Consider the following 24,154-nt stretch of genomic DNA (forward strand, 5'->3'; position numbering starts at 1 on the left):
GGGCTCAATCCACGATCCTGGGCTCGGGAATCGGCACTACGAACTGAGCTCCCCAGCTGCGGGCGAACGACAACTGGCTGACGATCTCCCGCTTCAGATTCCAGGGTAGAATGAGTATGTAGTCCGGCTTCGTCACGTTGATGCGTTCAGGCTCGAAAATTGGAATGTGAGATCCCGGCAGCAACGACCCCTGCTTGTGCGGGTTTCGGTCGACCGTATACTCAATGAGGTCCGCGGTGATGCCGCAGTAGTTCAAGAGAGTGTTGCCCTTGGCAGGGGCGCCGTACCCGACGACGCGCTTGCCCTGTCGCTTTGCCTCTTCAAGAAACGACAAAAGCTTCTGCCTGGTTTCCAAGGCGCGCTCTTCGAACGCGTCGTAGTGATCAAGATTGGCGTATCCGGCGTCGATTTCGCGACGCCTGAGGTCCAGGACGCGATGGGAGATCGGATGCCATCCCTTGTTGGCGTGCTGCGCATAGATTCGCAACGAACCACCATGGGTCGGCAACTCTTCGACATCAAACAACGTCAAGCCATGTGCCGCAAAGATCTTCTCGACGGCGATGAACGAGAAGTATGAAAAATGCTCGTGATAGATCGTGTCGATCTGACATTCGTCGAACAGACGCATCAGATGGGGGAATTCCATCGTGATAACCCCCGCATCGGCGAGAAGAAGGCTCATGCCTTTGACGAAGTCGTTCAAGTTCGGCACGTGAGCCAGGACATTGTTTCCAATCAAGAGATCAGCGCGCAGCCCCTCGCGTCGCAAGGTACGGGCTGCGCGTTCGCCGAAGAATTCCACACGCGTCGGAATGCCCTTCGCGCGCGCCACGGCAGCGACGTTCTGAGCCGGCTCGATGCCTAGAACCGGCACATCGGCCTCGACAAAGTACTGCAGCAGGTAGCCGTCGTTGCTTGCGATCTCGACGACCTTGCTGTGCGCCCCGATACCGAATCTGTCGATGACTCGAGTGACGTAGGACTTGACATGCTGCAGCCATGAATCGCTGTAGGATGAAAAGTAGGCATAGTCTCCGAAGATATTCTCCGGCGCCTCCCATTCCTCGAGCTGGACAAGGAAGCACTCTCCGCAGACGTAAGCCCGCAAGGGAAAGAAGCGCTCGTCCTGCTTGGCTTGCTCGTTCCGAAGATAGGAATTTGCCAACGGAGACATTCCGAGATCGATAAACACACGTTCAAGAGGCGCACTGCAGAAACGACAGCAGCTCAACTCAGTTGCATGCGCGGTTGGTGCCTTGACGTTGAGGGTGGATGTCGCTTCCTTCAGCATTCTATGGCTCCTGCCGTGGCAATCTGTGAAGTCGCCGACACGCTAACGCTGGTCGGGCCAGAGCAATTGACGGTCGTCAAGTCACGTTTGGCTTTTGCGAACGTGGAGCTCTCACCTACGACCTGTTGTGGACTGCGACGTTCATGCGGGCCTTCAACTCGTCCCCGATATTGCTGTGAGGCTTCCATGCCCTGTCTCGATCCGAGAGCACGCGCACCTCCGCTGGCCAGGATATCCCAAGCGACGGATCATCATGCGGCAACCCGCCCTCCGCGCCTGGCGTGTAGTAGTTGCTGATCAGGTAGATCAACTCCGTATCGTCAGTAAGCGTGACGAAGCCATGCGCGAAGCGCTCCGGAATGTAGAGCCCGCGGCCGTTGTCCGCGGAGAGATTAACGATGACATGTCGCAGATAGGTTGCCGATTCCGGCCGCAGGTCGACGATCACGTCGGCCACCGCTCCCTTGGTGCATCGGACATACTTGTTTTCCGCCGCGGGCGGATACTGAAAATGCAGGCCCCGCAGGGTACCGCGTTTTGCGTTGTAGCTGATACTTGCCTGTGCGACGACAGGCTTGAGGCCATGCGCCAGGAACGTGTCGGCGCAGAACACCCGAGCGAAGTATCCTCGGTTGTCCTGATGCCTGTCTATCTCCACGGTGTAGGCGCCCGCGAGGATTGTTTCGGAAAATATCATGCGGTGAATGAGATGGCTGGGCTGCTACAGGAACACGATCCAACAAAGTTTGACGGCAAGCCACAGCAGGGCTAGGTCCCACGCAACGACGCTAACCAGCGCAACTGCGATACCGAGGACGGGCCAGTCGAGAGCCCGGCTCGCAGCTTTCGCGGCCCTGAACTGGGTTGCATAGCTTGCGGTCCTGAGTCGATCGAATTCAGACATTGCCCGCTCAATCTGTGACGTGACCTCACGACACTCTAGCCAGACCGTGGCTCGATAACCTGACGAAGCTCAATAACGGCGGGCTATGCGACGGTGGCATCCAAACGATGCTGTGGGCAGCGGGTGATGCCCCCGCCCAGGCCGCTGCGTCCGTCCAGCCAGGCGCTGCCAAAAGGTCGAGTATTCTTGTGCGTCGCCCGAACGCACCTGCAGCAATTAGAAAGATCGCCTGGAATCCTGGTCACCGCTGATAGCAAAGTTGAGAACCCTCAACTTCGGGAACCTTCTTGCGTCCTGAAATGCGACGCGGGCGGCGCGTAACAGCATTCTTCAACAATCACGCGTTGAGAGGGATTTGACAATGAATATTCGGTCGCGTTTTTTTTCCAAGGAGAACCAGGACAACTTCGGAAGGTCAGGAGAGCTGCGGCTTCGAGCGCGGGCTGCGATCCCAGGCGGAGCACATACTTACGCGAAGGGCGACGATCAGTATCCGCTCCTCGCGCCAGGCTTCATCTCGAGAGGCTTGGGCTGCCATGTATGGGACGTCGACGGCAACGAATTTATCGAATACGGAATGGGACTGCGCGCGGTGTCGCTGGGCCACGGCTTTCCAGCTGTCGTGGAAGCAGCAGTTGAACAGCTGTCCCGAGGCACGAACTTTACGCGGCCTTCGGCACTCGAGGTCGAATGCGCGGAGCGGCTGATCGCGCTTGTCCCCGGCGCCGACATGGCAAAGTTCACCAAGGACGGATCGACGGCCACGACGGCTGCAATCCGGCTTGCCCGAGCTTACACGGGCCGGGACATGATAGCGGTTTGCACCGATCACCCCTTCTTCTCTTACGACGACTGGGCGATCTGTATGACACCGATGAACGCCGGCATTCCCCAGGCCATGGCGCAGCTGACACAGGGATTTCGGTACAATGACCTGTCCTCGGCGGAGGCGCTCTTTGCGCAGCATCCGGGTCGGATAGCAGCCCTGATCCTCGAAGCGGAAAGAGAGGTCCCGCCGGCGCCGGGATATCTCGCCACGCTGCGTGAACTCTGTCATCGGAACGGCGCTCTCTTGATATTGGACGAGATGATCACGGGCTTCCGATGGCCGGAGTGCTCCGCCCAACGTCACCATGGAGTTGAGGCCGACCTATCGACCTTCGGCAAGGCGATGGGCAACGGCATCGCAATCTCTGCGCTGCTCGGCAGACGCGAGATCATGGAGCTGGGCGGCCTCGACCATGATCGCGATCGCGTCTTCCTGCTTTCGACGACACATGGTGCCGAGACTCACGCTTTGGCCGCAGCCCTGGCCGTCATGAACACCTATCGTGACGAACCGGTCATCGAGACGCTACACCGCCAAGGAAGTCGCCTGAAGGCCGGCATCGAAAGCGCCGTGCAGCGCCGCGGACTAGCCGGCTATTTCCGGCTCGTCGGCCGGACGTCCAATATGGTCTATGCCTGCTGTGATCGTGACGGAGTGCCGTCGCAGACGTTCCGCACATTGTTTCTCCAGGAGACAATCCGCCGTGGCGTGCTGGCGCCCTCACTGGTCACAAGCTATTCGCACACCAACGATGATATCGACCGAACCATCGAGGCCATCGATGGCGCATTCGCCGTATATCAGAAGGCGTTGGAGGACGGGCCGGAAGCCCATCTGATCGGCCGACCGGTGGCGCCGGTGTTCCGCCGGCGAGCCACTTCGACTTCGGCCGGAACGCCGAGAACGAAAGTTCGCGGTTCAAGGAAAGCGAAAGCCAGCTAGTCAATCAATGCCCGGCACGCAGCGGGTTGTATCGGGGTAGCCGAACTCTGATCACGTCGGCATCCGGAGCACCCGCCGCGACCGCAAGGAACGGTTCGATGCGGGATGCTCGAGACATGGATCGGTCTAGAGCATGATCCGGAGAAGTGCGTAGCGGCTTTCCGAAAAGATCATGCCTAAACAACACCCGAAAGCGCGATGACGATTCATCCTGATCGCATCGCGCCTTAATCAAACTGCTCGCCCGTTGGAAATCCTCGCGAGCCCCTCGATATCGGTGAACTTGATCGTCTTGCGATTTGGAAGGTCGATGACCTTCTTCGCCTTGAACTCGGCCAGCGTACGACAAACCGTTTCGAGCGACGTTCCAACGTGGTCTGCGATATCGGCCCGGGGCAACTGAAGTCGGAGTGCACCAGGCCGCTTGGGGTCTGCAGGCAAGTGTGGCCGAATGCGCAGCAACAGCCAGGCGATGCGCGCCACACAATTCTTCTGGCTCATGGTCATCACCAAGGTGAGGGTATCTGCCAGGACCTGGTGGGCACCACAGGGCTCATCGCTCCGGCAAACTCCAGAAGTTCTCGATCGAATGACGCGACAATCTGTCACGGCTTCCGCAGTAAACTGCTGATGGGTTGAATGGGTCGGCATGACGACATCGCCGGGCCAGTAGAAAGCGAGGATTTGGCGATTTCCGTTCTCCAGAAGGCGGACCGCCCGTACGACGCCCTCGACGATCTCGATCTTCTGAGCTTCTTCCTCTCCTTCCCAAAAGAGAGCTCTGCAGCGAGGTACGAAGGACGTAGACGGGCGTCGGAAATCGGGAAGTTTGTTCGATTTATGAAGTTGTGAAGGGGGTTTTGTGTTCTGGAGAAATGTGGATTCTGTAAGCATTTGAAATCACCTCAGCACGTAATCCAATACCCTTCAGTGTAGACGTACTTAATTCGAGGGATATTCAGGCTAAAGCGTTAGGATTATACGGGTTCCACATAGGCCGGTTGGACTAGTCCCGTTAGTCGTAAAACTATCCGCTGCCTATGCGGCATTAAAAAGCGCAAAAAGCTCGTGCTACTTCGCGGAAGAACTGCTCACGCGTGCGCCACCTTTGCCCAACTCAACAGCGCCTTCCCTGGGTCGATTTTGGGAAGAATTACGCTTGAGAACGAGCCTCACGAGAGGTTCCTATGAATCCCATGGTAGCCAGCCGCCCGCGCCAGGGCAATGCTCAGGAGGTGATACGGCAACGCTTGCCAGGCCTGACGATGCATCCCTGGCGCAGCGCCTTTCACCGATGTGACGTCGATCCACCGATGCAGCCAGTCACGCCTCGACCCGGACGACAAGGTTTTGATCTTCTCGTCCGCACGCGTGCGGAGCTGCATGATACTGCGGATCACCGGGCGGCTCCTCGGTTGCGCTGGCGCATGGCAACCCGATCCTACTGGTGACTCTCCAGTGTCCACCACAAGGCAGCTGAACCGCAACGACAGATGTCAGGGGGGCGGGAACGGCTTTGCTGCAGGGAGCTTACGCCATCACCGGAGACGTGGCCTCCATGAGGCCATCTCCAGTAGGCCGCCACCGAACGAGACTCTATTGCTGAGCACGCACAGGCCAGGGAATGCGCCGATCACCCGGCTGGTCTTCGAAAGGCAAACCTGTCCGTGGACTGCGCCCATCGATCGCCAACGATCAACTCGGAGCCAGGGCCTGAGCCATTCCCCTGGTCCATCGAGAACCTCTTGCTTGTCATTTTACGGGCCAGCCTGTCCTTGGGACCGACCAACTTCGCAGCGATAAAGGCCGCCTCCGTCCGATTGCGCGCACAGAGCGCGCGCAGGAGCGCCGCTGTATGGATCTTGCTGGTGCCTTCCGCGATGCTCAGCTCGCGCGCGATCTCTTTGTTCGACATTCCCTGAGCCAGCAGCGGAAGAATTTCGCGTTGCCGACGTGTCAATCGCAGAGCTTCCAAATTGAAGTTAACGGTCTGAGGGGGCTCCGGTCGGCTCACATCATCATCCGCCAACCATCGCGGAACATAAATGCGCCCAGACAGCAGATCGCCGACTGCCGACAGCAATTCCTCATCCGCCTGAAGCTTGGGCAGGAATCCGTGAAAGCCAGCCGAAAGACATTTCAACACGTCCGTTCGGCTGCTCGAAGCCGACATCACCGCAATACGAGTTGCGGGTCTTAAGTCGACGATTTCCGAGAGGACCGCGAGCGAACTTTGGTTAAGACTACCCAGATCGATCAGGATCAAATCGATGCTTGTCTCAAGCTCGCAATTCTCAAGCTGTGACGCGTCTATGACGCGGGACTTCTTAAAACGGGCCTCGATCACATCTCGGAGGCCACTGCGATAAACACTATGCTGATCAACAATTAGAATAACAGCCACTGCGCAATCTCCGAACAATCCCGTACTCTTACCCGGGACTCTCACATCGTTGGCAGTCTGAACCAATGAAACGACAATATGACTTCGATATTCTGCTAGGTGTTCCTTCTCTTCTGCATTGCGGAAAATATTATGATTTGTTGGGAAAGAGTCAACTGATTATAAATGTTCGTTTCCAGACACTGCTGCGCCGATGGCCCGATATGGTTCCATCGGCGTCGGCAGACAAATGCGTGAACCTTTTCGCAGCAGAGAACACTAAGTGCGCGCAATCGCCGGAAGGAATTCAGGAATTGGCGTCCAGCGCAAATGAGGGTCCAACTGCTCAGTATGCTGCAAGTGGCGAAGCTCCGACAGGCGCGTAAATGGCGCGGAATTGAAGGTCGCCTCATCCAGTTGGATGCGCTGGAACACTCCCTTTAGCTGTCGCGCACCACGTTGCGCATTCCACTGGCAACGGAAATCCGGCATGTGGGCCTTGATCTTCGCAAAGGACACCCGATAGCTGCGATTGTCCGGGCCACTGGGGCCGAAGGAAAGATCGCAGCCGGTGAACGTGTCGTTCACGATCTCCGCGATCTCTCGCACCGTATAGTTCTGACTTTCATCGCCGACATTGAACGCCTCGGCGCAAACCGCTTCGCGCGGCGCTTTCAGAGCGCACAAGATCGCCTGGCAGATGTCCTCGATGTGGACCAATGGGCGACAGGGCGTGCCGTCGCTCATGACGCGAATCTTCCCCGTCGTGAACGCCCACCCTGCAAGGTTGTTCAGGACGAGATCGAAGCGCTGTCGGGGAGACGCTCCGAACGCGGTCGCGTTACGTAGAAACACGGGCGTGAACCGGGAGTCGGTCAGTTCGACGAGATCGCGCTCGACGAGCACTTTGCATCGCGCGTAGGCCGTCTGAGGTTCGCAAGAGGACGTCTCGGATTTCACCTCGCTGCCGGCCGCTCCATAGATGCTGCATGAGGACGCATAGATGAATCGCCCGATGCCCGCCTGCTTGCACTTGCGGGCAAACTCTACAGAGCCACGATGGTTGATCTCCATCGTGATCGCAGGATCATTCTCCCCCAGCGGATCATTGGAGAGCTCCGCCAGGTGAACCACGGCGTCAAAGCCCTCCAAATCAGACGGCGATAGCTGCCGCGTGTCGCGCGACATGACCATTGGACGAGTCCTGCCGTCATCGAACAGCCAGCCGCGGCGGTAGAGACCCGTGTCGATCCCGACCGCATCGTAACCCTGATCAAGCAGTCTCGGGCCGAGCACCGCCCCGATATATCCGTCAGCTCCAGTGAAGAGAACGCGCATCTGATTCATCTCCTCAAAGGGTCGCCCGATCCGGGATTGCGGGGTGTTGTACCTTGGTGCTTCCATTCGCGACGGCGTCCTTATTCCAGACGCACCAGGGTGGATCTCCGCTATCCCAGAGATCCTGCAGAATGGCCTTGTCGCGCAGGGTATCCATATTCTGCCAGTAGCCGCGGTGCCTGTAGACAGCCAGTTGGTCCTGCTCGGTCAGACGGGCAAGAGGCTCGCTTTCCCAGCTCGTGCTATCGTCGTCGATGAGATCGAGGGCCTGAGGTTCGATGACGAAGAACCCGCCGTTGATGACCTGACCGTCGCTCGCGTCCTTCTCGCGGAAGCCGGCCGCGCGGGGGCGGTCAGACGAGAGATTGATCGCGCCAAAGCGGCCCGGCAACTGGACCGCGGTGACCGTCGCCAGGGCGCCCTGTTGATGGTGGAATTTGATTAGCGCACGGATATCAACGTCGCCGACGCCATCGCCGTATGTCATGCAGAAGGTCGAATTCCCGAGATGCTCGCGCACTCGCTTGATGCGTCCCCCGGTCATCGTCTTCTCTCCGGTATCGACCAGCGTAACCTGCCAGGGCTCCGATCCGTTGCGATGCACTTCGACGCGGTTCCGCTGAAGGTCGATCGTGAAGTCTCCCTGATGGGACAAATAGCTCATGAAATAGTCTTTGATCACCGTACCCTTGTAGCCACAGCAAATGACGAACTCGTTCAGGCCGTGGTGGGAATACAGCTTCATGATATGCCACAGGATCGGACGACCACCGATTTCAACCAGCGGCTTCGGGACCACCGAAGTGTGCTCGCTCAATCTCGTACCGTAGCCACCGGCGAGAATAACAACCTTCATAGGGATCTCCTATCCTGGGTTCCCCACCGAACATGCGCGGATGCATTTTCGGATGGCGCAGCCCGGACCGTAGTTCGCTGCGGCACGACCGAGTTGATGACCGTCAACTCGGCAAAGCGGCCTCGCTCGATGCGGCACCTCTCGTCATCACAAGCGTTCGCGGACGTAACGATCCGACGTTCGTCAACTTGCCGATACGAACTCCAATGTTCGAAGTTCGAGGCGAACGCCTACTACCCTGGCGGGCACGCGACGACATCGATTGGTGACAAGTGGGAAGCGGCGAAGGGACGACCCGCAGGATTCGATCTCCTGCGCGCCTGTGCGGAGTGGCGCTGTTGCTCAATCGAACCCGGATCGCTTTTTCGCGCCGGCTGCCTCTCGTCAGCCTTGTCGGCTTCGTTGCTTCCGTGCTCGCCTCGAACCGCACCGGAGAGGATCTGGCCGCACTCCTCGTCAGCTATCTCGCGATGTATCCCGGACCGCTCAATTCCAACGTCGGACCCGTCACTCGGCGGCCGATTACGCATGGCATCTACCTTACGCATTTACCGTTCAGAGAGACGCCATTCTTCTCACTTGGCTCCAACGTTTCCGATCGAGTTGACGATGCTCAATAGTGAGCGGCGCAATGGTAGCGGACACGGCAACCTCTCGTCGCACCGATTCTGGCCACCACACTCCGATGTCCGAAGTCTCAAATGTCAGAGGCGGCACGCGCCTCGCCAAGGCGGGACAATTCGACGCAACGCGCTCCCCGTACGACCACCGCACAGTGCGCGAAAGACAAGAACGGCCGATATTTCCTCGCGATAGCAGGGCTGGCTATCCGTTTGCTCCTGCTGCCTCGAGAAGTAAACGCGGCCATATGACGGCAATGATAGGAGAGCGCCTCACTGACACCCCATTCGGCAACAAATCAATCACATTGACGACAGATTCTGTTGCAAGCGTGAAATCGCGAAATGCGCCGGAATACATTTGCAGGTCGTCTCTCTGACGACCAATTGCTCGAAATGAGTGCAGTCACAGAAGCTGCGAAGAGTTCGCCGCGACATGGTCGGTTGAACTTTTTCTGGCTTGGTTCATGCTTATGGGGAAGGCTCAAAGTGATTCGGTAAGTCCGATTCGGTGGTGCAAGAGATGGCCGCAGGGCGTCCGGCCCCAGCTCTTGCAATTCTCGAGTATCAGCAGAAGCAGCAGGCGAGCGGCGTGAGGTCGAGCATGCGTTCTGGCTGTCCGCCTTCGCGGTCGGCGTCGAACGTATGCCGCACAACACAGTCATCTCACATCACAAATTCGAACGACTAGGAAAGGTGAAATGGGGATTTCGTTATCAGAGCTGATCAAACAAAACACGCTTGGGCAGAGCGAGGGTTATCCAGACGGTGTTCCGCACAGCTACAATTGGTACAAGGGTTGGAATCCTGATGGACTGCTAACCCCGCCTGCCGACTTCACCGCGGTCGAAGGTTGGGCGCAAGTCTATACGGAAGAAGGGGCTCCCGCGTCCCCAAATTCGGACATCGAAGTCGCGAACGCAAAAACCTACGTCCATATCAAGGAGACCGGCCAGTGGTTGCTGGTTCAGGACCAGTCACAGCTTGGAATCGCAGGCGGACATTTCGTCACTGATTTCAGCGGTAACTCAGGTTACCCGATGCAAGTGACAACCCTGGCAAGCGGAGCGGTGAGCTTTGATGCGCCTTCGACCGGATACAACGATCATTTCTGGTACGGAGCGCGTGGGACTTATGCGGCTGGTACGGTCGACGGCGTTTACGTCCAGATGGACATGAGGCAGACCGACCCCAACGCGAATCTGGTGGGTATGGTTGGCGTGGACTGGTGGCGCAACGCGTCAGCGCCGTATCTTGACGACCACAGCAACAATCCAGGTGTCGGAGGCAGCAACTGGGTTGAGCTATCGACGCAATGGAAGACGATCGGTTACTATTCCATGAGCACCGCGGCGTTCCAGGCAAACTTGCCTCCGCCTCTGCTTGGATCCACTCAACCGCCTCCAGTCGAGGCTCCTGACACGGTAGCACCGGCATCGCCCAAGATAGTCGCAATCACGCCGGATGCGGGTACCGTCGGAGACCAGGTCACCAATGCCAAACAACTGACGCTGAGCGGAACGGCAGAAGCGGGCAGCACCATCAAGGTATTTGAGGGCTCGACCGTAATTGGTACGGCCAAGGCCAATGCGAGTGGCACCTGGAGCCTGACCACTGCCCAGTTGGCAGATGGGAACCATGCCTTCACCGCGACCGCCACAAACGCTGCAGGCAACGTCAGTCCACAATCGGCTTCTCTCAGTATGCGGGTGGACACGCTCGCGCCGGTGGCACCCAGGATCACGGCATTCACACCGGATACTGGTACCGTCGGGGACAAGGTGACCAACGTCAGCCAATTGACGCTGACGGGCACAGCGGAAGCAGGCAGCACGGTCAAGGTCCTTGAGGGAACGACCGTCTTGGGCACAACTCAAGCTAACGCAGGCGGCGCCTGGAGCCTGACGACGGCACAGTTGGCCGTCGGGAACCACGCGTTTACTGCGATGGCCACCGATGCTGCAGGCAATGTCAGCACGAAGTCTGGTGCCCTGAATGTGACGGTGAGCGAGCCCCTCATCTCACCGCCGGCAAACGGAAAGAACCTGCTGGTCAACGGGTCGTTCGAGACGACGGACTCGTCGCCCCTCGGTGAGGGCCGCTGGGGAGCTTATAAGTCGATTTCGGGCTGGACCGCGATCTCCGGCGGCACGATAGAGCTCTGGAACAATATCAATGGAGTCAGGGCGAGCGATGGCGGCAATTTTGGCGAGCTCGACTATCTCGGTGCTCGGGATGGATTCTACCAGGACGTAAAGACCGTCGCGGGACAGGTTTACCAACTGTCCTTCGATGCACGCTCGCGCCCCGGCTTCACCGGTGCAACCTGCTCGATCGAGGTGTTGTGGAATGACTCGGTCATCGCGACCGTTCCACCCGGCAGCGACTGGACCAACTATGACTTCAAGGTCGTGGGCACTGGCAGCAACGATCGCCTGACCTTCCGCGAAGTGGCCAGCCAAGGTAGCGATGGCTTGGGTGCCCTCTATGACAATATCGAGCTCACCGCCACCACAGCGGCGCCAACCACTCCGCTGCCGGAGGTCGGGGATAAGAATCTCCTGATGAACGGGTCGTTCGAGTCATCTTCACTGGCGCCCGGCGGCTGGGCGGGCTTCGATGCCATTCCCGGCTGGCACGCCATTAGTGGCGGAACCATCGAGCTCTGGAATAATCTGAACGGCGCGACAGCAAGTGACGGCGGCAATTACGGCGAACTGGACTATCTCGGAGCCCGTGATGGACTTTACCAGGATGTGAAAACGGTCGCCGGTCAGCAATATGCTCTTTCCTTCGACGCGCGCTCACGGCCGGGGTTCTCAGACTCGACATGTTCGATCGAAGTCCTCTGGAATGGCTCGGTCGTTGGGGTCGTTCCGCCAGACGCCGACTGGAAGAACTATGATTTCACGGTGACCGGGACAGGTGGACAAGACCGCGTGACATTCCGCGAGGTTGCGAGCCAGGGTGGTGACGGGCTCGGTGCGCTCTATGACAATGTGTCCTTGGTTGCTAAGCAGGCAAACCCTGCCTCGGCGTCCCTGCTGAGCAGTGCAAGCCAGGCAGTTGCGCTGATGAACCAGTACACCGCGACCGATGCGATCACGACCGGTGCGGTGACGAGTGGTCCCCTTGCAACCGATACGACCACTTTGCTCTCGCAGACGCTCTCGTTGCCGGCACAACACTAGTTCCCCGGCGATAGGCTATAAGTCAAATCGCGGGGCGCCGATTTACGGCCCCCGCGGTTTGCGTTGCGAGCGCGGAGGAGCGCCTTCCAGCCAGCAGGCGCCGCTCTACGAGCAGCCTCGCGGAATTGATAGCCGTCAACTCCGACATGCCTGTATCAGCTTAGATGATGCTGGGCGCGCCCAGAATATTGCCGTTCGCCGTCCATACGATATCGCACATGGAAGGAGCCGGCCATGCATTGCAGCAAGTCCACCTCCGATCGGAAGCCAAGAAACGCCGGGTCAAGCTTCTCGTGGCGGTTGCCGCGACGACAGTCCTGACAACCGAAATCCATGACACATTCGGGAAATATCATGGAGTGTTCGCCCGCGAGTTCTGCTAGCAGAGCCGTGAACAGCGCACTTTCGGCAAAGACTGACCATCCTTACGTAACGATCGCAATTCCTACATACAATAGGGCCGCGCTGTTGAGAGGATGCATCGCATCTGCCTTGGCGCAGACCTACCCTCATTTCGAGGTTCTCGTCTCGAACAACGCTTCGCCGGACGATACGGCACAGATCTTGGGCGAGTTTAGCGACCTGCGATTGCGCGTCATCACCCAGGATACGAATATCGGCCTGCTCCCGAACTGGAATGCATGTCTCGCGAATGCCCGAGGCGACTACATCATCTTCGTATCCGATGACGACAGGATCATGCCGGAGCTGCTCGAGCGATGCGTGACGCTCATTCGCCAACACCCGCAACTTCCGATCGTCATTACCCTGAGCAATCTACACGCGGCCTCACTCGGTCAAACGCGCTCCCCGCGCGTCAGCCGGACTCTCGATACCGGCATTCGGGACGGCACTGCGATTCTGAATGCGTTCCTTACTGACCAGATCACCGTCAATATGTGCGGCGTGGTGATGCGCACCGCCCTTCTGCGCGAACGTGGCGGCATCCCGCTCGATCTGCCGCACACTGCCGACGTCGCTGCATGGGCGCCGCTGCTGCTTCTCGGCAAGGCCGGTCTCGTCAACGAAGCCTGCGCAACCTACACCTATCACGACGATTCCGAAACGGCTCGATTGGGGGTGGAACGGCTTCTGCACGACGGACGCAAGGTAGCCGATTTGATCGCGGACACTGCGGAGATTTGTGTTCAGGACACACAGCTGCGCAAGACCATCCAGCTCCAGGCTTGGCGTTGCTTCGCACGTCGCGGGCTGATCGCGCTGACAGACGTTCGCAAGAACGGAGCAAGCATGCTCGATATGTTGAGCATGGCCTGGCACTTCCGCCGCGATCTCCACGGTGTGAGCCTGCAAGCTGTCCTTCGCTTCGTTGTTGTCGCCCTTTGTCCGCCGCTTCTCGCCGCTCGCCTGCGTCGTCTGAGGCGCGGCACCCCGGAACAACTCGCTTGACGGCAATGGCACGAGTTATGGTCGGTCTCCCCGCACACGATTCCGATACCAAGTGCAAAACGGTCGGCCACAATTTATCGGCTTGAACCGTTATTGATAGCCCTCAAATTCGCCCGGCTCTTGCACCCATAGGCTGACCCAAGATTCACTGGTTTTCCGATCAAGCGAACCGAACGCGAGATCAAGGCGATGGTGACGTTATGCCTAATTCACTGCCTGCATCATGAGCACACCAGCTCTGCCCGGCTCACCCAGCCGCCTCCTCGTCGATCTCATGGTCATGGCCATGCGGGCGAGCGTCATGGGCTGCAAGTTCGGTCTCGCCCTGTTCATTGCCCGCTATCTCGACTTGTCGTCGCTGGGTCTTTATGGCCTCGCCGCCGGCGCGATCGCAGCCGTTCCGATCGTGGTCAATCTTGGCATGAACCACCTGCTGATGCGCGACGCCGTAACAGCCTCCACCAGCGAAATGATCGACAGCATGCGCCACTATTGGGGCTTCGTGGCCTTTGCGTACGCGGTCCTTCTGACGATCACGACGCTCTTCACCGTCCTCGTCGGCACTTCGCCTCTCTGGATCCTCATCGTTGCCGTGATCATGTTCGAGCACGTTGGCAATGACATTTTTTACCTCCTTTCCAGCCTGCAGCACCACGTCTGGGCAAACGCCATCGGCTTCATCCGCGGCGCAGCCTGGATCCTGATCTATATTCCGCTCGCTATTTGGGACCCCAGCTTCAGATCGCTTTCGCATCTGTTCGGCTTCTGGTTGGTGGGAGGTGTCGCCTCGATGGGGCTGTTCGCTGCCCTCAGCCGGTCATGGCCATGGCGGGCATCCTTCTCTCGGCCGTTCAGGCTCAGAGTGATCACCGACGCGATCCAGAAGTCCTTCCTCATGCTGCTGAGCGACCTCGGCTTTATCACGAGCCAGTATATCGACCGCTACCTGATCACACTGTTCCTCGGTTTGAAAGTCGCCGGCATCTACTTCCTCTTCTGGACGGTCGGCAATTCTGCAACCACATTCCTGGCTCTCGTCCTACAACAAAAGCAACGACCATCGCTGATCAGCGCATATCGGACCAGCGGTCCCTCTGCGCACCGGCTGCTGGCCTGGCGCTACCTGCAGACGACCGCATTCGCGACCGCCGCGCTCAGCACGGCAATCGGATTTGCTTTCCAGGTGCTCCTGCCATGGGTCGCTCAACCCGGGCTTGTCGCCCAGTGGTCGGCATTCTGGTTGATAGTAGCTGGGCTGGCGGTGCGCTATATGGCCGATTTCGGAGCCTTGGGCCTGTTTACAGCGCATCTAGACCGTCTGACGACGGTCACGAACCTGGCCTCGGTAGGCATTCTGGTGGTAGCACAATTGGCGCTGCTGCCGCTCGCCGGGCTCCATGGCGCCGGAGCAGCAATTCTGTTGACATCGCTTATCATCGCACTATGGCGCTACTGGTTGCTGTTCGGCTTCCCGAGCTCGAACGCCTATTCCCGCAGAGTGGGCGCCTAGTTGCAGATTCAAGAATGTTCGGCGACTAGTCTTAGCTAAAGCCATCGGCGTAGTCAGTCCGCCTAAACAGGCAATCTACCTCGAGCAGCGAAGCGGGATCCCTGGAGTAGTAGGTCACCGGACGCAACTGGCTCAGCGTGAAGCCAGCCTCGCGCATGAATCGGACTGCTTCATCGAACTTCCAGGTATCCTCATAGAGATGGATCAGGGGCAATTCGAGTTGAACGCCAAGCAGGGTATGAAGCGCGTTGACACCACCGCGCAGGACGCTTTGCTCGAATCCCTGCGTATCGACCTTCAGGAACACACGCTCTCCGGCAAACTCCTCAAATATCGAATCGAGCGTGGCGATCCGGACCTTGTCGACGCGAACTACTTCGGATTCGTAGATGCTGTTCCGGCCGATCTCGGTCTGGTTGACGATAGAACTCATGGCCGTGTTCTTGCTCACATTGATCTGGATGACCCCATTGACATCTCCCAATGCGATATTTCGGCAATCCCATTTCTGATCGGCCTCGCACCTCTTCTCGAGCCTTTTGAACACGTCAAGCACGGGCTCGAAGGAGACGATCCGCCCTGCGTATCCCTGCGATCGCAGATCGTCCACGAACTGGCCCTCGTTCGCGCCGACGTCCAGAACAAGGCCCACGGAACGAGATTGGAGGAACTCCGCCAAATTCGGGTGATGACGGCGAATTTCGTAGCCTGTCGACCTTACAAACGATTTCAGTCGCTCTTTCACCATCATCTCTCCGCTCCCTATCAATTTCAGTCCAACTCGGCCAGGCCGTTGATCTTGCGCGCCGGTGGGCCAAATGGCTTACCGCTAGCCGAACTGACTTCGACGCCATCTCACGAGCGTTGACAGCATTGCTCTCCCCACCTCGGTCCGCCGCAGGCCGACCTTCACCAGGTCCAAGGCCGGCGATGGAAGTGGAGGCATCAGGTCATCGCGCGTGAGGAACATTCCATCGCCCCGATCAACGTCACATTCGGCCGCCTCCCTCACGCGATCGCGCCAGGAGGCCAGCTCATGCACGGGCATCGGGTCCTTATCGATCCAGTCAGACTGACCACCTTTCGCGAGCGCTCGGTTCGCCTCGTGCTTGAACAGTCCCGGCTGCTGTTGGCGTATCGCCAGCCGCTTGGATATCTGCGCCGGCGAGCGATATGGGAAATGCTTCAAACGTATCCGCGATGACAATGTCCGCCCGCGGTTGTGGGGCCAGATCAGTCCACCCCAGCGCAGATCCCTCCGATGGCGAACGAAGCGCGGCTCGCTCCAATTGTTCTGATAGTACCTGAGCCGCTCTTGCACGGGACGGGCGAGCCATGCCGCCGGATTCTCCTCGTAGTTCTTCAAATCGGCATCCGTGAAATAGAAGTTCATTGTTGCCGAAAAGACGAAGCCATAGCTTTGGGGCACGTTCCCAAGAAACTGTGCCGGGTCATCGATGAAGAACTCGTCAGCATCGAGCCTGCACCACCAGTCCCCCGGCGACGCTACGTGCCGTCGGGCCTCGAATATTTCTCCGCGGAGTTCGTCGGTGAACGTGCGATCGTCGTGGCCAACGAGCTCGATCTTGGGATAGCGCTTCGCGAGGTCCTGAAGCGTCTCCCAGGTTCCATCGGTGCTTCCATTGTCGAAAACGAAGATCCGATCGCTCCATGCGAGAGCCGCTTTCAGCGTCTCGCCGACAATGTCGTTCTCGTCTCGAACACAACAAATGCTGAATATCTTCATGTCGGGATTGCCCTTGGTACCGGCGGTGGCTACCGACGTCTCACACGGCGCACGCATGACATCACTGTTTTCACCCCCGTAACGGAGGCATTCTGGATGATCGTGCATCACTCCCGACACCGCCTTCCTCGTAGTCGGCCCGCCCGGCAGCATGTAGCGACCTCACGCCATCTCCTCTTTGGGCAGCCATCAACAAGCTCTTGATAGGATCGTGATCTTCGGCGCCGGTGACCGAGCTCGACGCCGGATGCATGGTGGTCTTGGCAAGCGCGGGACCGAAGATGGCACCCAAGCCGAGCAGAACTCCGCCAGCGGCCGCCAACGCGATCAGATGCGAGACTTGCGGAAACACAGGCGCTGTTGGCGTTATGGCCTTCTGCACCACTCTAAGGCTGGAGAGCTGGCTCTTCTTGGCGACCTCGGAGCTTATCTGCTCCTCGAGAATACGAGCTGCATATTGTGCGGCGGCAGACGATGCGGTTGTGAGAACGCGTTTCAATCTTCCGTACTCCGCTTCCTTCGCGGAAAGCGAGGCCAGCTCCGCGTTCACCTTCTCGAGCTCCATGCCGAGTTGATTCAGGAGTTCCGTCTGCCCATTGAGTTCGGCATTCAGCTTCATCAGCGTTGCCATGTTGTCCTGGTAAACCTTGATCAGAAGCAACGGCGGCTGCTCCTCGAAATGCTCAGGCGGCTTGGCGACCGGGTCAAGACTCTTACGGTTATCTTGCCCTCCGAGAGTGGTCACCATCCTACTCACGGCCTTGTTCTGGGCAACAGGCCGCAATATGGCCAACTGATCGGCGACCGACAGTTTCTGTCCCTTCTTGTCCTCGATCGCTCCTCGCGTCGTGGCAATCAGCGCAGACAGATCACTGGCGCGTTTGAGCAGCAGCTGCCGCTGGTCGTCGACGGCATAGATTGAGGCTTCGACGGAGAAGCGCTTCAGATCCGCTGCAGCGATCTCGGCCTCCTCCTCCAGCCGCTTCGTTTGTTGCTGGAAGAACTCCTGCGCGCCCGGCATTTGCACGTCCAGGCTTTGCACCGTGACCAACGCGCTCGCGAGCTCGTTCAGATAGCTCGCGGCGACCACCGGATTCTTGTGACGGAACGTTATCCTCAACAGATCGGAGCGCCCCTCCTGTTTCGCATTCACGCGGTCTCGCAAGCTGAGAATCCCCGCCTGGTTACGCTCGATATCTTCTTCCGTCTCGTCGACAGGCTTCGGCCGCTCCTTCGGCTCTGCAGATTCCGTGGCGAACACATCCCGAAGATCGATCTCCTTGCCCCAGGCCATAAACCTGGCCAGAAGCGTTGGATTTGCGTCGGACGATAGCCTCTCGTAGCCGACGTTCTTCGCCGCTTCCAAGATGACCAGATCGATCTTGGCGATCCGCGACAGGGATTCCATGCGACTTTGGAGGTCAACGCCTTCCCCGAATGGCGAGGCTGCGTTGCTCGAAGAGCGTTCCTTGATCCCCTGCCCGGCACGGAGCAAGACGTAGGCCTCGTAACGGTCTCCAACCGCTGCGTAGTAGAGAAAGGCCGCGCCGGACGTCAACAATAGGCACAGATATATGACCCATTGCCGCCGCCATAGCAGACCGAAAGCTCTGGCGAATGCACTGCTCGTGTTACGTTCCACCACCGGCTCCACTTCTTTTGACGGCTTAGGGTCTACCGAAGCGTTCGGGCAGGTATTGACGACCGTCAACTCAGACTTGGCAATTCCCGACAACTTGGGCCGACCGGTCGGTCCCTGGCAGGTCGCTCCCGCTTGGAGTGGCGCCGCGGAACCGAACTCTTCAGAAGCGCGGAGTACGCCTGCCGTGAACGATCTGGCTCTGGGAAGAGAGGGTACACCGCACCTCGCTTCCGGTTCGATGACCATGCACGGTCGCTTCTTCGTGGTGACCTGCTTCGGCCTTGTGTTCCTGAACCTCCTGACCTTTCTCTATCACTTCACCGGATCGACCATATTCAACGTCCTGAGCAATTCGACGAGCCTGCTTCTGATCCTGTGGTCTGCGCGCCACGTGCTGATCGCGAACGAGAGAAGCTACTTCTACAATCTCCTGTTGGCGCTCGCCTGCGTCTTCACGGGTGCCAGCTACCTGGTGAACTTTGGCTCCTTTGAGCTGTCCGATGGGCTGAAGCTCGTCTCAATCTACTCATTTTACGTCGCCGGCCGCGGCATGGCCGAGCAGATACAGCCAGCCGAAAGGCGTTGCATCTACGTGCTTGCGGCACTGCCGCTCCTGTTCAAGGCGATCGGCCAGACTCAAGTCTACACCGGCATCGAATATCCCGACGTGTTCTCCTACTTTCCGAACACAAATACGGCAGCGCTTTACTTCTCGGCCCTACTGTTTGCCCTTTCTCCCTGGTTCGGAAACAGGGTCTTGATTGCCCAGTTCGTAAACGCCGCGATCATGAACCGTGTCGGGCCTGCCCTGGCGACCATCATCTCGATTGGCCTCTGGTCCTTTTTTCCCTTGCGACCGCAAGTCTTCGTCGTGATCATCCTGTTGGCGTGCGCCAGCGTCGCCGCCTACGCCGTGGGCGCGCTCGATCGATTGATAACCGGTTTGAACGCAATCTCAGTCATCTGGAGCCTTGACCCCAGCACTGTCGCCAGAATGACGACGAAGCAATTGATCGATTTGACCGGATCGACGGACATGTCCGCGTTCTTCCGCATCACCCACTGGACGAACATCTGGCAGATATACTCGTCGCTGGGGCTCGGCGGAATATTGTTCGGATATGGTGCGAGTCAGACCGGCATCCTTACCGTCTTGCCGCTGCCGCCGCACAATGACTATCTGCGCGTCTTGGCAGAGTATGGACTTCTGAATTGCATTGTTTTCGTCGTCTTCGTCTTCAGCATTGTGTTTTCACTGAAGGATCGGGCTGCCAAGACGATGTACACAGTGCTTCTCATCTACTTTCTATCCGAAAACCTCATCGACAATTTCACTTCGATGGCGCTGTTCTTTTCTTACGCGGGCCGGTTTACGTCTCCGAAATGGCCGGAACGCAGCTCGTCCGGCGCGAGCAAGAAAGCATAATTGATGGAGTTCTCACTCTCCGAACTCATCAAGCAAAACACTCCCGGAAACAGCGAAGGCTTTCCGGCAGGCGTACCGTCAAGCTACAATTGGTATCACGGATGGAATGATGACGGACTGTGGTCGCCACCCGATGATTTCACCGCTGTTGAGGGCTGGGGACAAGTCTATGCGAAGGTGGGGGCACCGTCGTATTCAAGTCCGGGCGCGGCGGTCGAGGTCGCCAACGCCAAGACCTACGTTCGCATCAAGCAAGCCGGCGAATGGACGTTGGTTCAAGACCAGTCGGGAACGCAGTTGACTGGGGGACATTTCGTCCCGGATTTCGCTGGCAATGTTGCCATTCCCATGAAAGCCACCCCTCTGGCCGGCGCGGCGATCGCCTTTGATGTGCCTCCGGCTGGCTACAACAACCATTTTTGGTATAAGGCGCGCGGAACTTACGCGGCCGGCACTGTGGACGCCGTCTACGTTCAGATGGAGATGAGGGTTACCGATCCGAACCTAAGTCTCGTCGCCATGGTCGGCGCCGACTGGTGGCGCGACGCGCGAGCGCCCTATCTCGACGATCACAGCAATAATCCGGGCGTTGGCGGCAGTAACTGGATCGAACTTTCGACCCAGTGGAAGACGATCGGATTCTATTCCATGAGCGCCGAGGACCTTCGCGCGAACCCGGCTCCGCCGCTGCGCGACTTGGTGAGGGAGATGCCGCCCACACGCCCTCCTACGCCAACGCGGAGCGGCGAGAACTTCATCCCGAATGAACCGGGTGGACCTGCCTCCACCTCAAGAGACCAGAAACACACCACGGCAAACGGAACCGCGGAATTTCCACTCGCGGAAGAGATCTGGCCTCAGTCGATCAACTCCGGTTCACGCGCCATGCTTGCTTATCCAATCACAGCAGTCCAAGCCTTGTCGAACGACTGCCTTTTGGCTTTCGCCCTGACCATGGGAGCACTGGCCAAGGTCCGCTGGAGCAACTTGCAGAGGCGCAAACGTATAGACCGGGCGTGACGAGCATTACGGCCCCAGGCGTGCACCGATCTATCGGCACCCCAAATCGCATGCCCATTCTTGACGTTCGTCAACTCTGCAGCGCCTCCAGTGCCTACGATATGAAAAGAAGTTTAACTGGTTATGGGTCGGTCTATGTCTGGCACCTCCCATTCGATCCCGTTCTGCTCGCCGCCCGCTGCTATTGCGCGTATGATTTACGTCCTCGAGCGATCTGTCTCGGGCTGGTTCCTGCCACTCGGTCTCATCGGAATTCTGGCCATCTCTCCGAAGAGTGCCGATGCGGCCAGCGGGAGACCGGACGCCGTCACCTCCGTGGGTCTCGCCTCGAGTGTCATCGAGCAAAACAGCATTGGTTACAGCCAGGCATATCCTGCGGGCGTCCCCAAGACCTCTTCCTGGTGCAACGGCGCCTCAAAGCCCGAAAACGGCGAACCTCCCGCCGACTTCACTGCCGTCACAGGAATGGCATCAATATTTCCAAAGTTTGGTGCGACCACACCGAACAAGGACGGCAAGATCCTCGTCGCCAACGGAAAGACATATGTACGCCTTCGCAGCACGAAGGAATGGATCCTGGTACAAGATCAGGCAGAGAACGAGATCGTCGGGGCCCATTTTGACGTAATGGCTCCCAAGAACGCTGCTGTCGAGATGAAGATTAAAGTTCAGACGGATGGAACTACCCTTGTTGACAGTCCCCCTCCCGGCCGCAACGACCTGATGTGGCTCGTGAGACGCGGCGACTTCGCCGCCGGAGCTGTCGATTCTGTCTACGTCCAGATAGAGATGAAGACGACCGACCCCGAAATGAAAGTGGTTGCCAACGTTGGAGCCGACTGGTGGCGTTCTTCGGACTCGCCGCATAACGGCGCCAATAATCGAGCAGCCGGCAGCAGCAACTGGGTCGAGCTCTCCCCAGATTGGTCAACACTCTACTTCTTTTCGGGCAGCACAGCGCAGTTTGTCGCAGATCCACCCCCACCCCTGGCGGAGTCTCCGCTTCCTGTTACAGCCACCAGCACGCGGCGCACTGCAGCCGGACCCTCGCCGTGTCTGCGGACCTTGGCGCCGCGATAGGTACACTAGGCACAGTTTATATTTGCGATCGCCGTCCTTGAAAATCTCGCGAGGAGCTGCACCGATATCATCGGACCTGTAACCTCTCGATCTAGGCTTTTTGAACGCACCCTTGCTTTAGCTAATGCATTGCCACGTGACGTTTTTGGAATGAGGCATTTCATGTCATTGACCACATACGGTTCGAAGTCCTCATCCTCGATTTTGGTAAGACGCGGTGTCTCACTACAGAGACCGGTTCAATTTGCCATTATGGCAGGCGACTTCCTGCTCATTTTGCTCAGCTACGTCGCCGCCAACCTGGTCCACCGCAAGTTCATGACGACACTGGCCGAACGGGAACTTTCCGTCGGCGTCGCCTTTCTTGTAGCGACCGCATTCATCGCGATCGCCTTTTTCAGGGGGGGCTACGATAACCACAACCTGGCCAATACGAACTGGCAGTTGCGGAAGGCCTCATCCGTCTGGCTTCTCTCGCTTGCGATTCTTGTATTCTCTGCTTTCCTGCTGAGATCGACCGCCGAGCTGTCCCGTATCACCATCGTTCTGTTCGCAGTAATCGGCCTTGCTGGTCTCGGCGCGCATCGCGTGATCTGGCGATTCGCTCTGATCTCATCTTTCGCGCGAAGACACTCCGTCAAACGAAGGGTCGTGTTGATCAGCGGAGAGCCGCTCGACTTTACCTCAATCCGCTTCAAGGATTTGCGTAGGAACGGTTTTCAGGTGGTACGCCACTTCGTTCTGGACGCTACGTTGAAGTCCGACGACGCAGCAATGGAGCGCGAGCTGGCCACCATCATTCGAAATTCGCGCGGAGCAGGCGTCGACGAATTCCTTCTGGCCTTCAATTGGCGCGATCTAGCGCTGTTTCAGCGCCTCAGCCAATCTCTGCGCCAGGTACCAAATCCGGTTCGCCTCCTGCCAGATCTTGAGATCGCCGACCTGGTATCGCGGCCGTTCACGCCCGTAGGCGACTCTGTGGTGATCGAAGTCCAGAGAGCGCCTCTCTCGGTCAGCGAACGAGCCTTGAAGCGCAGCGTCGATATCTGTCTTGCCTCGCTCGGCCTTCTATGCCTCGCACCTCTACTCGCCATGACGGCGCTCCTAGTCAGGCTCGATTCACCAGGCAGCATCATTTTCCGTCAGACACGCCGGGGCTTCAACGGCGAGCTATTTAATATCTGGAAGTTCCGCAGCATGACGGTGTCGGAGAATGGCTCCGAGATCAAGCAGGCCAGCAAACAGGATGCGCGAGTTACCCGGGTCGGGCGGATCTTGCGCAAAACCAGCATCGACGAATTGCCTCAACTGTGGAACGTGCTGCGCGGAGAAATGTCGCTGGTGGGTCCGCGGCCGCACGCTCTCGCGCATGACAACTACTACGATCAGATGATTGGCAACTATGCCTGTCGTCGCCACGTCAAACCCGGCCTTACGGGCTGGGCTCAGGTGAACGGTCTCCGCGGCGAGACACCGACCATCGAGCTGATGAAGAAACGCGTCGAGTACGATGTCTGGTATGTCACCAATTGGAGCATTTGGTTGGACATTCGCATCATGATCCGGACCGTAGTAACACTCTCGGGTCAGGACGTTTATTGAGCTACTCGTGATCGTAGGCTCGCCTACGCCAGCTCGATGTTTTCCCCGCTCGAATGCTGGGAACCGAGTCGCACCGCGTACACTAGTCAGCCCAGTTACCCGTTCTCGCTGATGTTTTTCATCTTCAGGGTGGTCACGGCGTCGTTCGATCTCGTGGAGATGACCAGGCGCAGATCCTTCCCGCCATTTTGGCGTAGGGTTGCCAACGTGCCGTCACGCGACAGGCGGTTGGTCAGGGGTCGATCGGGACTTGGTTCGCGACAGTTGGGTTCGGCGGTCCCGTCGCGGAAATCGTAGGTGCGCGGATCTGCATCACGATCATAGGCGGATGCGATTGTTCAGGGTCGGCTGCGGCATGAT

General features: G+C 58.3%; 18 protein-coding genes. 9 read left to right on the forward strand and 9 right to left on the reverse strand.

Annotated elements, in window-relative coordinates; genetic code table 11:
- Nucleotides 1-4 precede the first annotated feature (4 nt).
- Nucleotides 5-1,294, reverse strand: a complete 1,290-nt coding sequence (locus AC1RQP_RS18765; protein ID WP_492938047.1) for a methyltransferase domain-containing protein — start codon at nucleotides 1,292-1,294, stop codon at nucleotides 5-7.
- A 115-nt stretch (nucleotides 1,295-1,409) separates the two neighbouring features.
- Entirely contained in the window at nucleotides 1,410-1,991 is a 582-nt protein-coding gene (locus AC1RQP_RS18770; protein WP_239622837.1) for a dTDP-4-dehydrorhamnose 3,5-epimerase family protein, read from the reverse strand.
- A gap of 568 nt (nucleotides 1,992-2,559) precedes the next feature.
- Between AC1RQP_RS18770 and AC1RQP_RS18775 the strand changes: the two genes are divergently transcribed.
- Nucleotides 2,560-3,969 carry a glutamate-1-semialdehyde 2,1-aminomutase gene (locus tag AC1RQP_RS18775; RefSeq protein WP_492938048.1) on the forward strand — a complete coding sequence of 470 codons (1,410 nt, stop codon included), beginning with the start codon at nucleotides 2,560-2,562 and terminating at the stop codon, nucleotides 3,967-3,969.
- Nucleotides 3,970-4,200: 231 nt separating this feature from the next.
- Here the strand turns inward: AC1RQP_RS18775 and AC1RQP_RS18780 are convergent, their stop codons facing one another.
- The 4 genes from AC1RQP_RS18780 to rfbF all read right to left on the reverse strand — a co-directional run bounded on the left by AC1RQP_RS18780 (nucleotide 4,201) and on the right by rfbF (nucleotide 8,546).
- Complete coding sequence (locus AC1RQP_RS18780) at nucleotides 4,201-4,863, reverse strand: Crp/Fnr family transcriptional regulator (RefSeq protein ID WP_239622835.1); 663 nt, start codon at nucleotides 4,861-4,863, stop codon at nucleotides 4,201-4,203.
- Between the two features lie 739 nt (nucleotides 4,864-5,602).
- Nucleotides 5,603-6,373, reverse strand: a complete 771-nt coding sequence (locus tag AC1RQP_RS18785; RefSeq protein WP_239622834.1) for a LuxR C-terminal-related transcriptional regulator — start codon at nucleotides 6,371-6,373, stop codon at nucleotides 5,603-5,605.
- A 258-nt stretch (nucleotides 6,374-6,631) separates the two neighbouring features.
- Nucleotides 6,632-7,690, reverse strand: coding sequence for an NAD-dependent epimerase/dehydratase family protein (locus AC1RQP_RS18790; RefSeq protein ID WP_239622833.1), 1,059 nt, complete (start codon nucleotides 7,688-7,690; stop codon nucleotides 6,632-6,634).
- 13 nt (nucleotides 7,691-7,703) lie between these two features.
- Entirely contained in the window at nucleotides 7,704-8,546 is an 843-nt protein-coding gene (gene rfbF, locus AC1RQP_RS18795; RefSeq protein ID WP_492938049.1) for a glucose-1-phosphate cytidylyltransferase, read from the reverse strand.
- A gap of 338 nt (nucleotides 8,547-8,884) precedes the next feature.
- On the opposite strand from rfbF, the gene AC1RQP_RS18800 reads away from it, so the two are divergent.
- The 4 genes from AC1RQP_RS18800 to AC1RQP_RS18815 all read left to right on the forward strand — a co-directional run bounded on the left by AC1RQP_RS18800 (nucleotide 8,885) and on the right by AC1RQP_RS18815 (nucleotide 15,277).
- Complete coding sequence (locus tag AC1RQP_RS18800) at nucleotides 8,885-9,166, forward strand: hypothetical protein (protein WP_492938050.1); 282 nt, start codon at nucleotides 8,885-8,887, stop codon at nucleotides 9,164-9,166.
- Between the two features lie 701 nt (nucleotides 9,167-9,867).
- The gene (locus tag AC1RQP_RS18805) at nucleotides 9,868-12,357 is read left to right on the forward strand and encodes an Ig-like domain-containing protein (protein WP_492938051.1); all 2,490 of its coding nucleotides are present in this window, start codon (nucleotides 9,868-9,870) and stop codon (nucleotides 12,355-12,357) included.
- 390 nt (nucleotides 12,358-12,747) lie between these two features.
- Entirely contained in the window at nucleotides 12,748-13,767 is a 1,020-nt protein-coding gene (locus AC1RQP_RS18810) for a glycosyltransferase family 2 protein (RefSeq protein WP_492938052.1), read from the forward strand.
- A 223-nt stretch (nucleotides 13,768-13,990) separates the two neighbouring features.
- Nucleotides 13,991-15,277 (forward strand): lipopolysaccharide biosynthesis protein, encoded by a 1,287-nt coding sequence (locus AC1RQP_RS18815; protein WP_239622828.1) that lies wholly within the window; start codon nucleotides 13,991-13,993, stop codon nucleotides 15,275-15,277.
- 31 nt (nucleotides 15,278-15,308) lie between these two features.
- Here the strand turns inward: AC1RQP_RS18815 and AC1RQP_RS18820 are convergent, their stop codons facing one another.
- The 3 genes from AC1RQP_RS18820 to AC1RQP_RS18830 form a co-directional block, all read right to left on the reverse strand.
- A complete protein-coding gene (locus AC1RQP_RS18820) occupies nucleotides 15,309-16,028 on the reverse strand; it encodes an FkbM family methyltransferase (RefSeq protein WP_239622827.1) in 720 nt (239 codons plus the stop codon).
- A 78-nt stretch (nucleotides 16,029-16,106) separates the two neighbouring features.
- Nucleotides 16,107-17,132: a glycosyltransferase family 2 protein gene (locus AC1RQP_RS18825; RefSeq protein ID WP_492938053.1), complete on the reverse strand. Its 1,026-nt coding sequence runs from the start codon at nucleotides 17,130-17,132 to the stop codon at nucleotides 16,107-16,109.
- A complete protein-coding gene (locus AC1RQP_RS18830) occupies nucleotides 17,095-18,735 on the reverse strand; it encodes a GumC domain-containing protein (protein WP_239622825.1) in 1,641 nt (546 codons plus the stop codon). The genes AC1RQP_RS18825 and AC1RQP_RS18830 overlap by 38 nt, the downstream gene beginning before the upstream one ends.
- Before the next feature lie 115 nt (nucleotides 18,736-18,850).
- Between AC1RQP_RS18830 and AC1RQP_RS18835 the strand changes: the two genes are divergently transcribed.
- The 4 genes from AC1RQP_RS18835 to AC1RQP_RS18850 all read left to right on the forward strand — a co-directional run bounded on the left by AC1RQP_RS18835 (nucleotide 18,851) and on the right by AC1RQP_RS18850 (nucleotide 23,794).
- The gene (locus tag AC1RQP_RS18835; protein WP_239622824.1) at nucleotides 18,851-20,092 is read left to right on the forward strand and encodes an O-antigen ligase family protein; all 1,242 of its coding nucleotides are present in this window, start codon (nucleotides 18,851-18,853) and stop codon (nucleotides 20,090-20,092) included.
- Nucleotides 20,093-21,112, forward strand: coding sequence for a hypothetical protein (locus AC1RQP_RS18840; protein ID WP_492938054.1), 1,020 nt, complete (start codon nucleotides 20,093-20,095; stop codon nucleotides 21,110-21,112).
- 135 nt (nucleotides 21,113-21,247) lie between these two features.
- Entirely contained in the window at nucleotides 21,248-22,192 is a 945-nt protein-coding gene (locus AC1RQP_RS18845) for a hypothetical protein (RefSeq protein WP_239622822.1), read from the forward strand.
- A gap of 162 nt (nucleotides 22,193-22,354) precedes the next feature.
- Nucleotides 22,355-23,794 (forward strand): undecaprenyl-phosphate glucose phosphotransferase, encoded by a 1,440-nt coding sequence (locus tag AC1RQP_RS18850; RefSeq protein WP_492938055.1) that lies wholly within the window; start codon nucleotides 22,355-22,357, stop codon nucleotides 23,792-23,794.
- Nucleotides 23,795-24,154: the final 360 nt, after the last annotated feature.

The organism is Bradyrhizobium sp. GW821-FHT13H06 (assembly GCF_058803975.1).

What these genes read in the sequence shown, in the direction of transcription:
- AC1RQP_RS18770 (WP_239622837.1), bottom strand. Translation starts at nt 1,991, where the DNA reads ATGATATTTTCCGAAACAATCCTCGCGGGCGCCTACACCGTGGAGATA.
- AC1RQP_RS18825 (WP_492938053.1), bottom strand. Translation starts at nt 17,132, where the DNA reads ATGCACGATCATCCAGAATGCCTCCGTTACGGGGGTGAAAACAGTGAT.
- AC1RQP_RS18815 (WP_239622828.1), top strand. Translation starts at nt 13,991, where the DNA reads ATGAGCACACCAGCTCTGCCCGGCTCACCCAGCCGCCTCCTCGTCGAT.
- AC1RQP_RS18805 (WP_492938051.1), top strand. Translation starts at nt 9,868, where the DNA reads ATGGGGATTTCGTTATCAGAGCTGATCAAACAAAACACGCTTGGGCAG.
- AC1RQP_RS18845 (WP_239622822.1), top strand. Translation starts at nt 21,248, where the DNA reads ATGTCTGGCACCTCCCATTCGATCCCGTTCTGCTCGCCGCCCGCTGCT.
- AC1RQP_RS18820 (WP_239622827.1), bottom strand. Translation starts at nt 16,028, where the DNA reads ATGATGGTGAAAGAGCGACTGAAATCGTTTGTAAGGTCGACAGGCTAC.
- AC1RQP_RS18765 (WP_492938047.1), bottom strand. Translation starts at nt 1,294, where the DNA reads ATGCTGAAGGAAGCGACATCCACCCTCAACGTCAAGGCACCAACCGCG.
- AC1RQP_RS18775 (WP_492938048.1), top strand. Translation starts at nt 2,560, where the DNA reads ATGAATATTCGGTCGCGTTTTTTTTCCAAGGAGAACCAGGACAACTTC.
- AC1RQP_RS18850 (WP_492938055.1), top strand. Translation starts at nt 22,355, where the DNA reads ATGTCATTGACCACATACGGTTCGAAGTCCTCATCCTCGATTTTGGTA.
- rfbF (WP_492938049.1), bottom strand. Translation starts at nt 8,546, where the DNA reads ATGAAGGTTGTTATTCTCGCCGGTGGCTACGGTACGAGATTGAGCGAG.
- AC1RQP_RS18780 (WP_239622835.1), bottom strand. Translation starts at nt 4,863, where the DNA reads ATGCTTACAGAATCCACATTTCTCCAGAACACAAAACCCCCTTCACAA.
- AC1RQP_RS18790 (WP_239622833.1), bottom strand. Translation starts at nt 7,690, where the DNA reads ATGCGCGTTCTCTTCACTGGAGCTGACGGATATATCGGGGCGGTGCTC.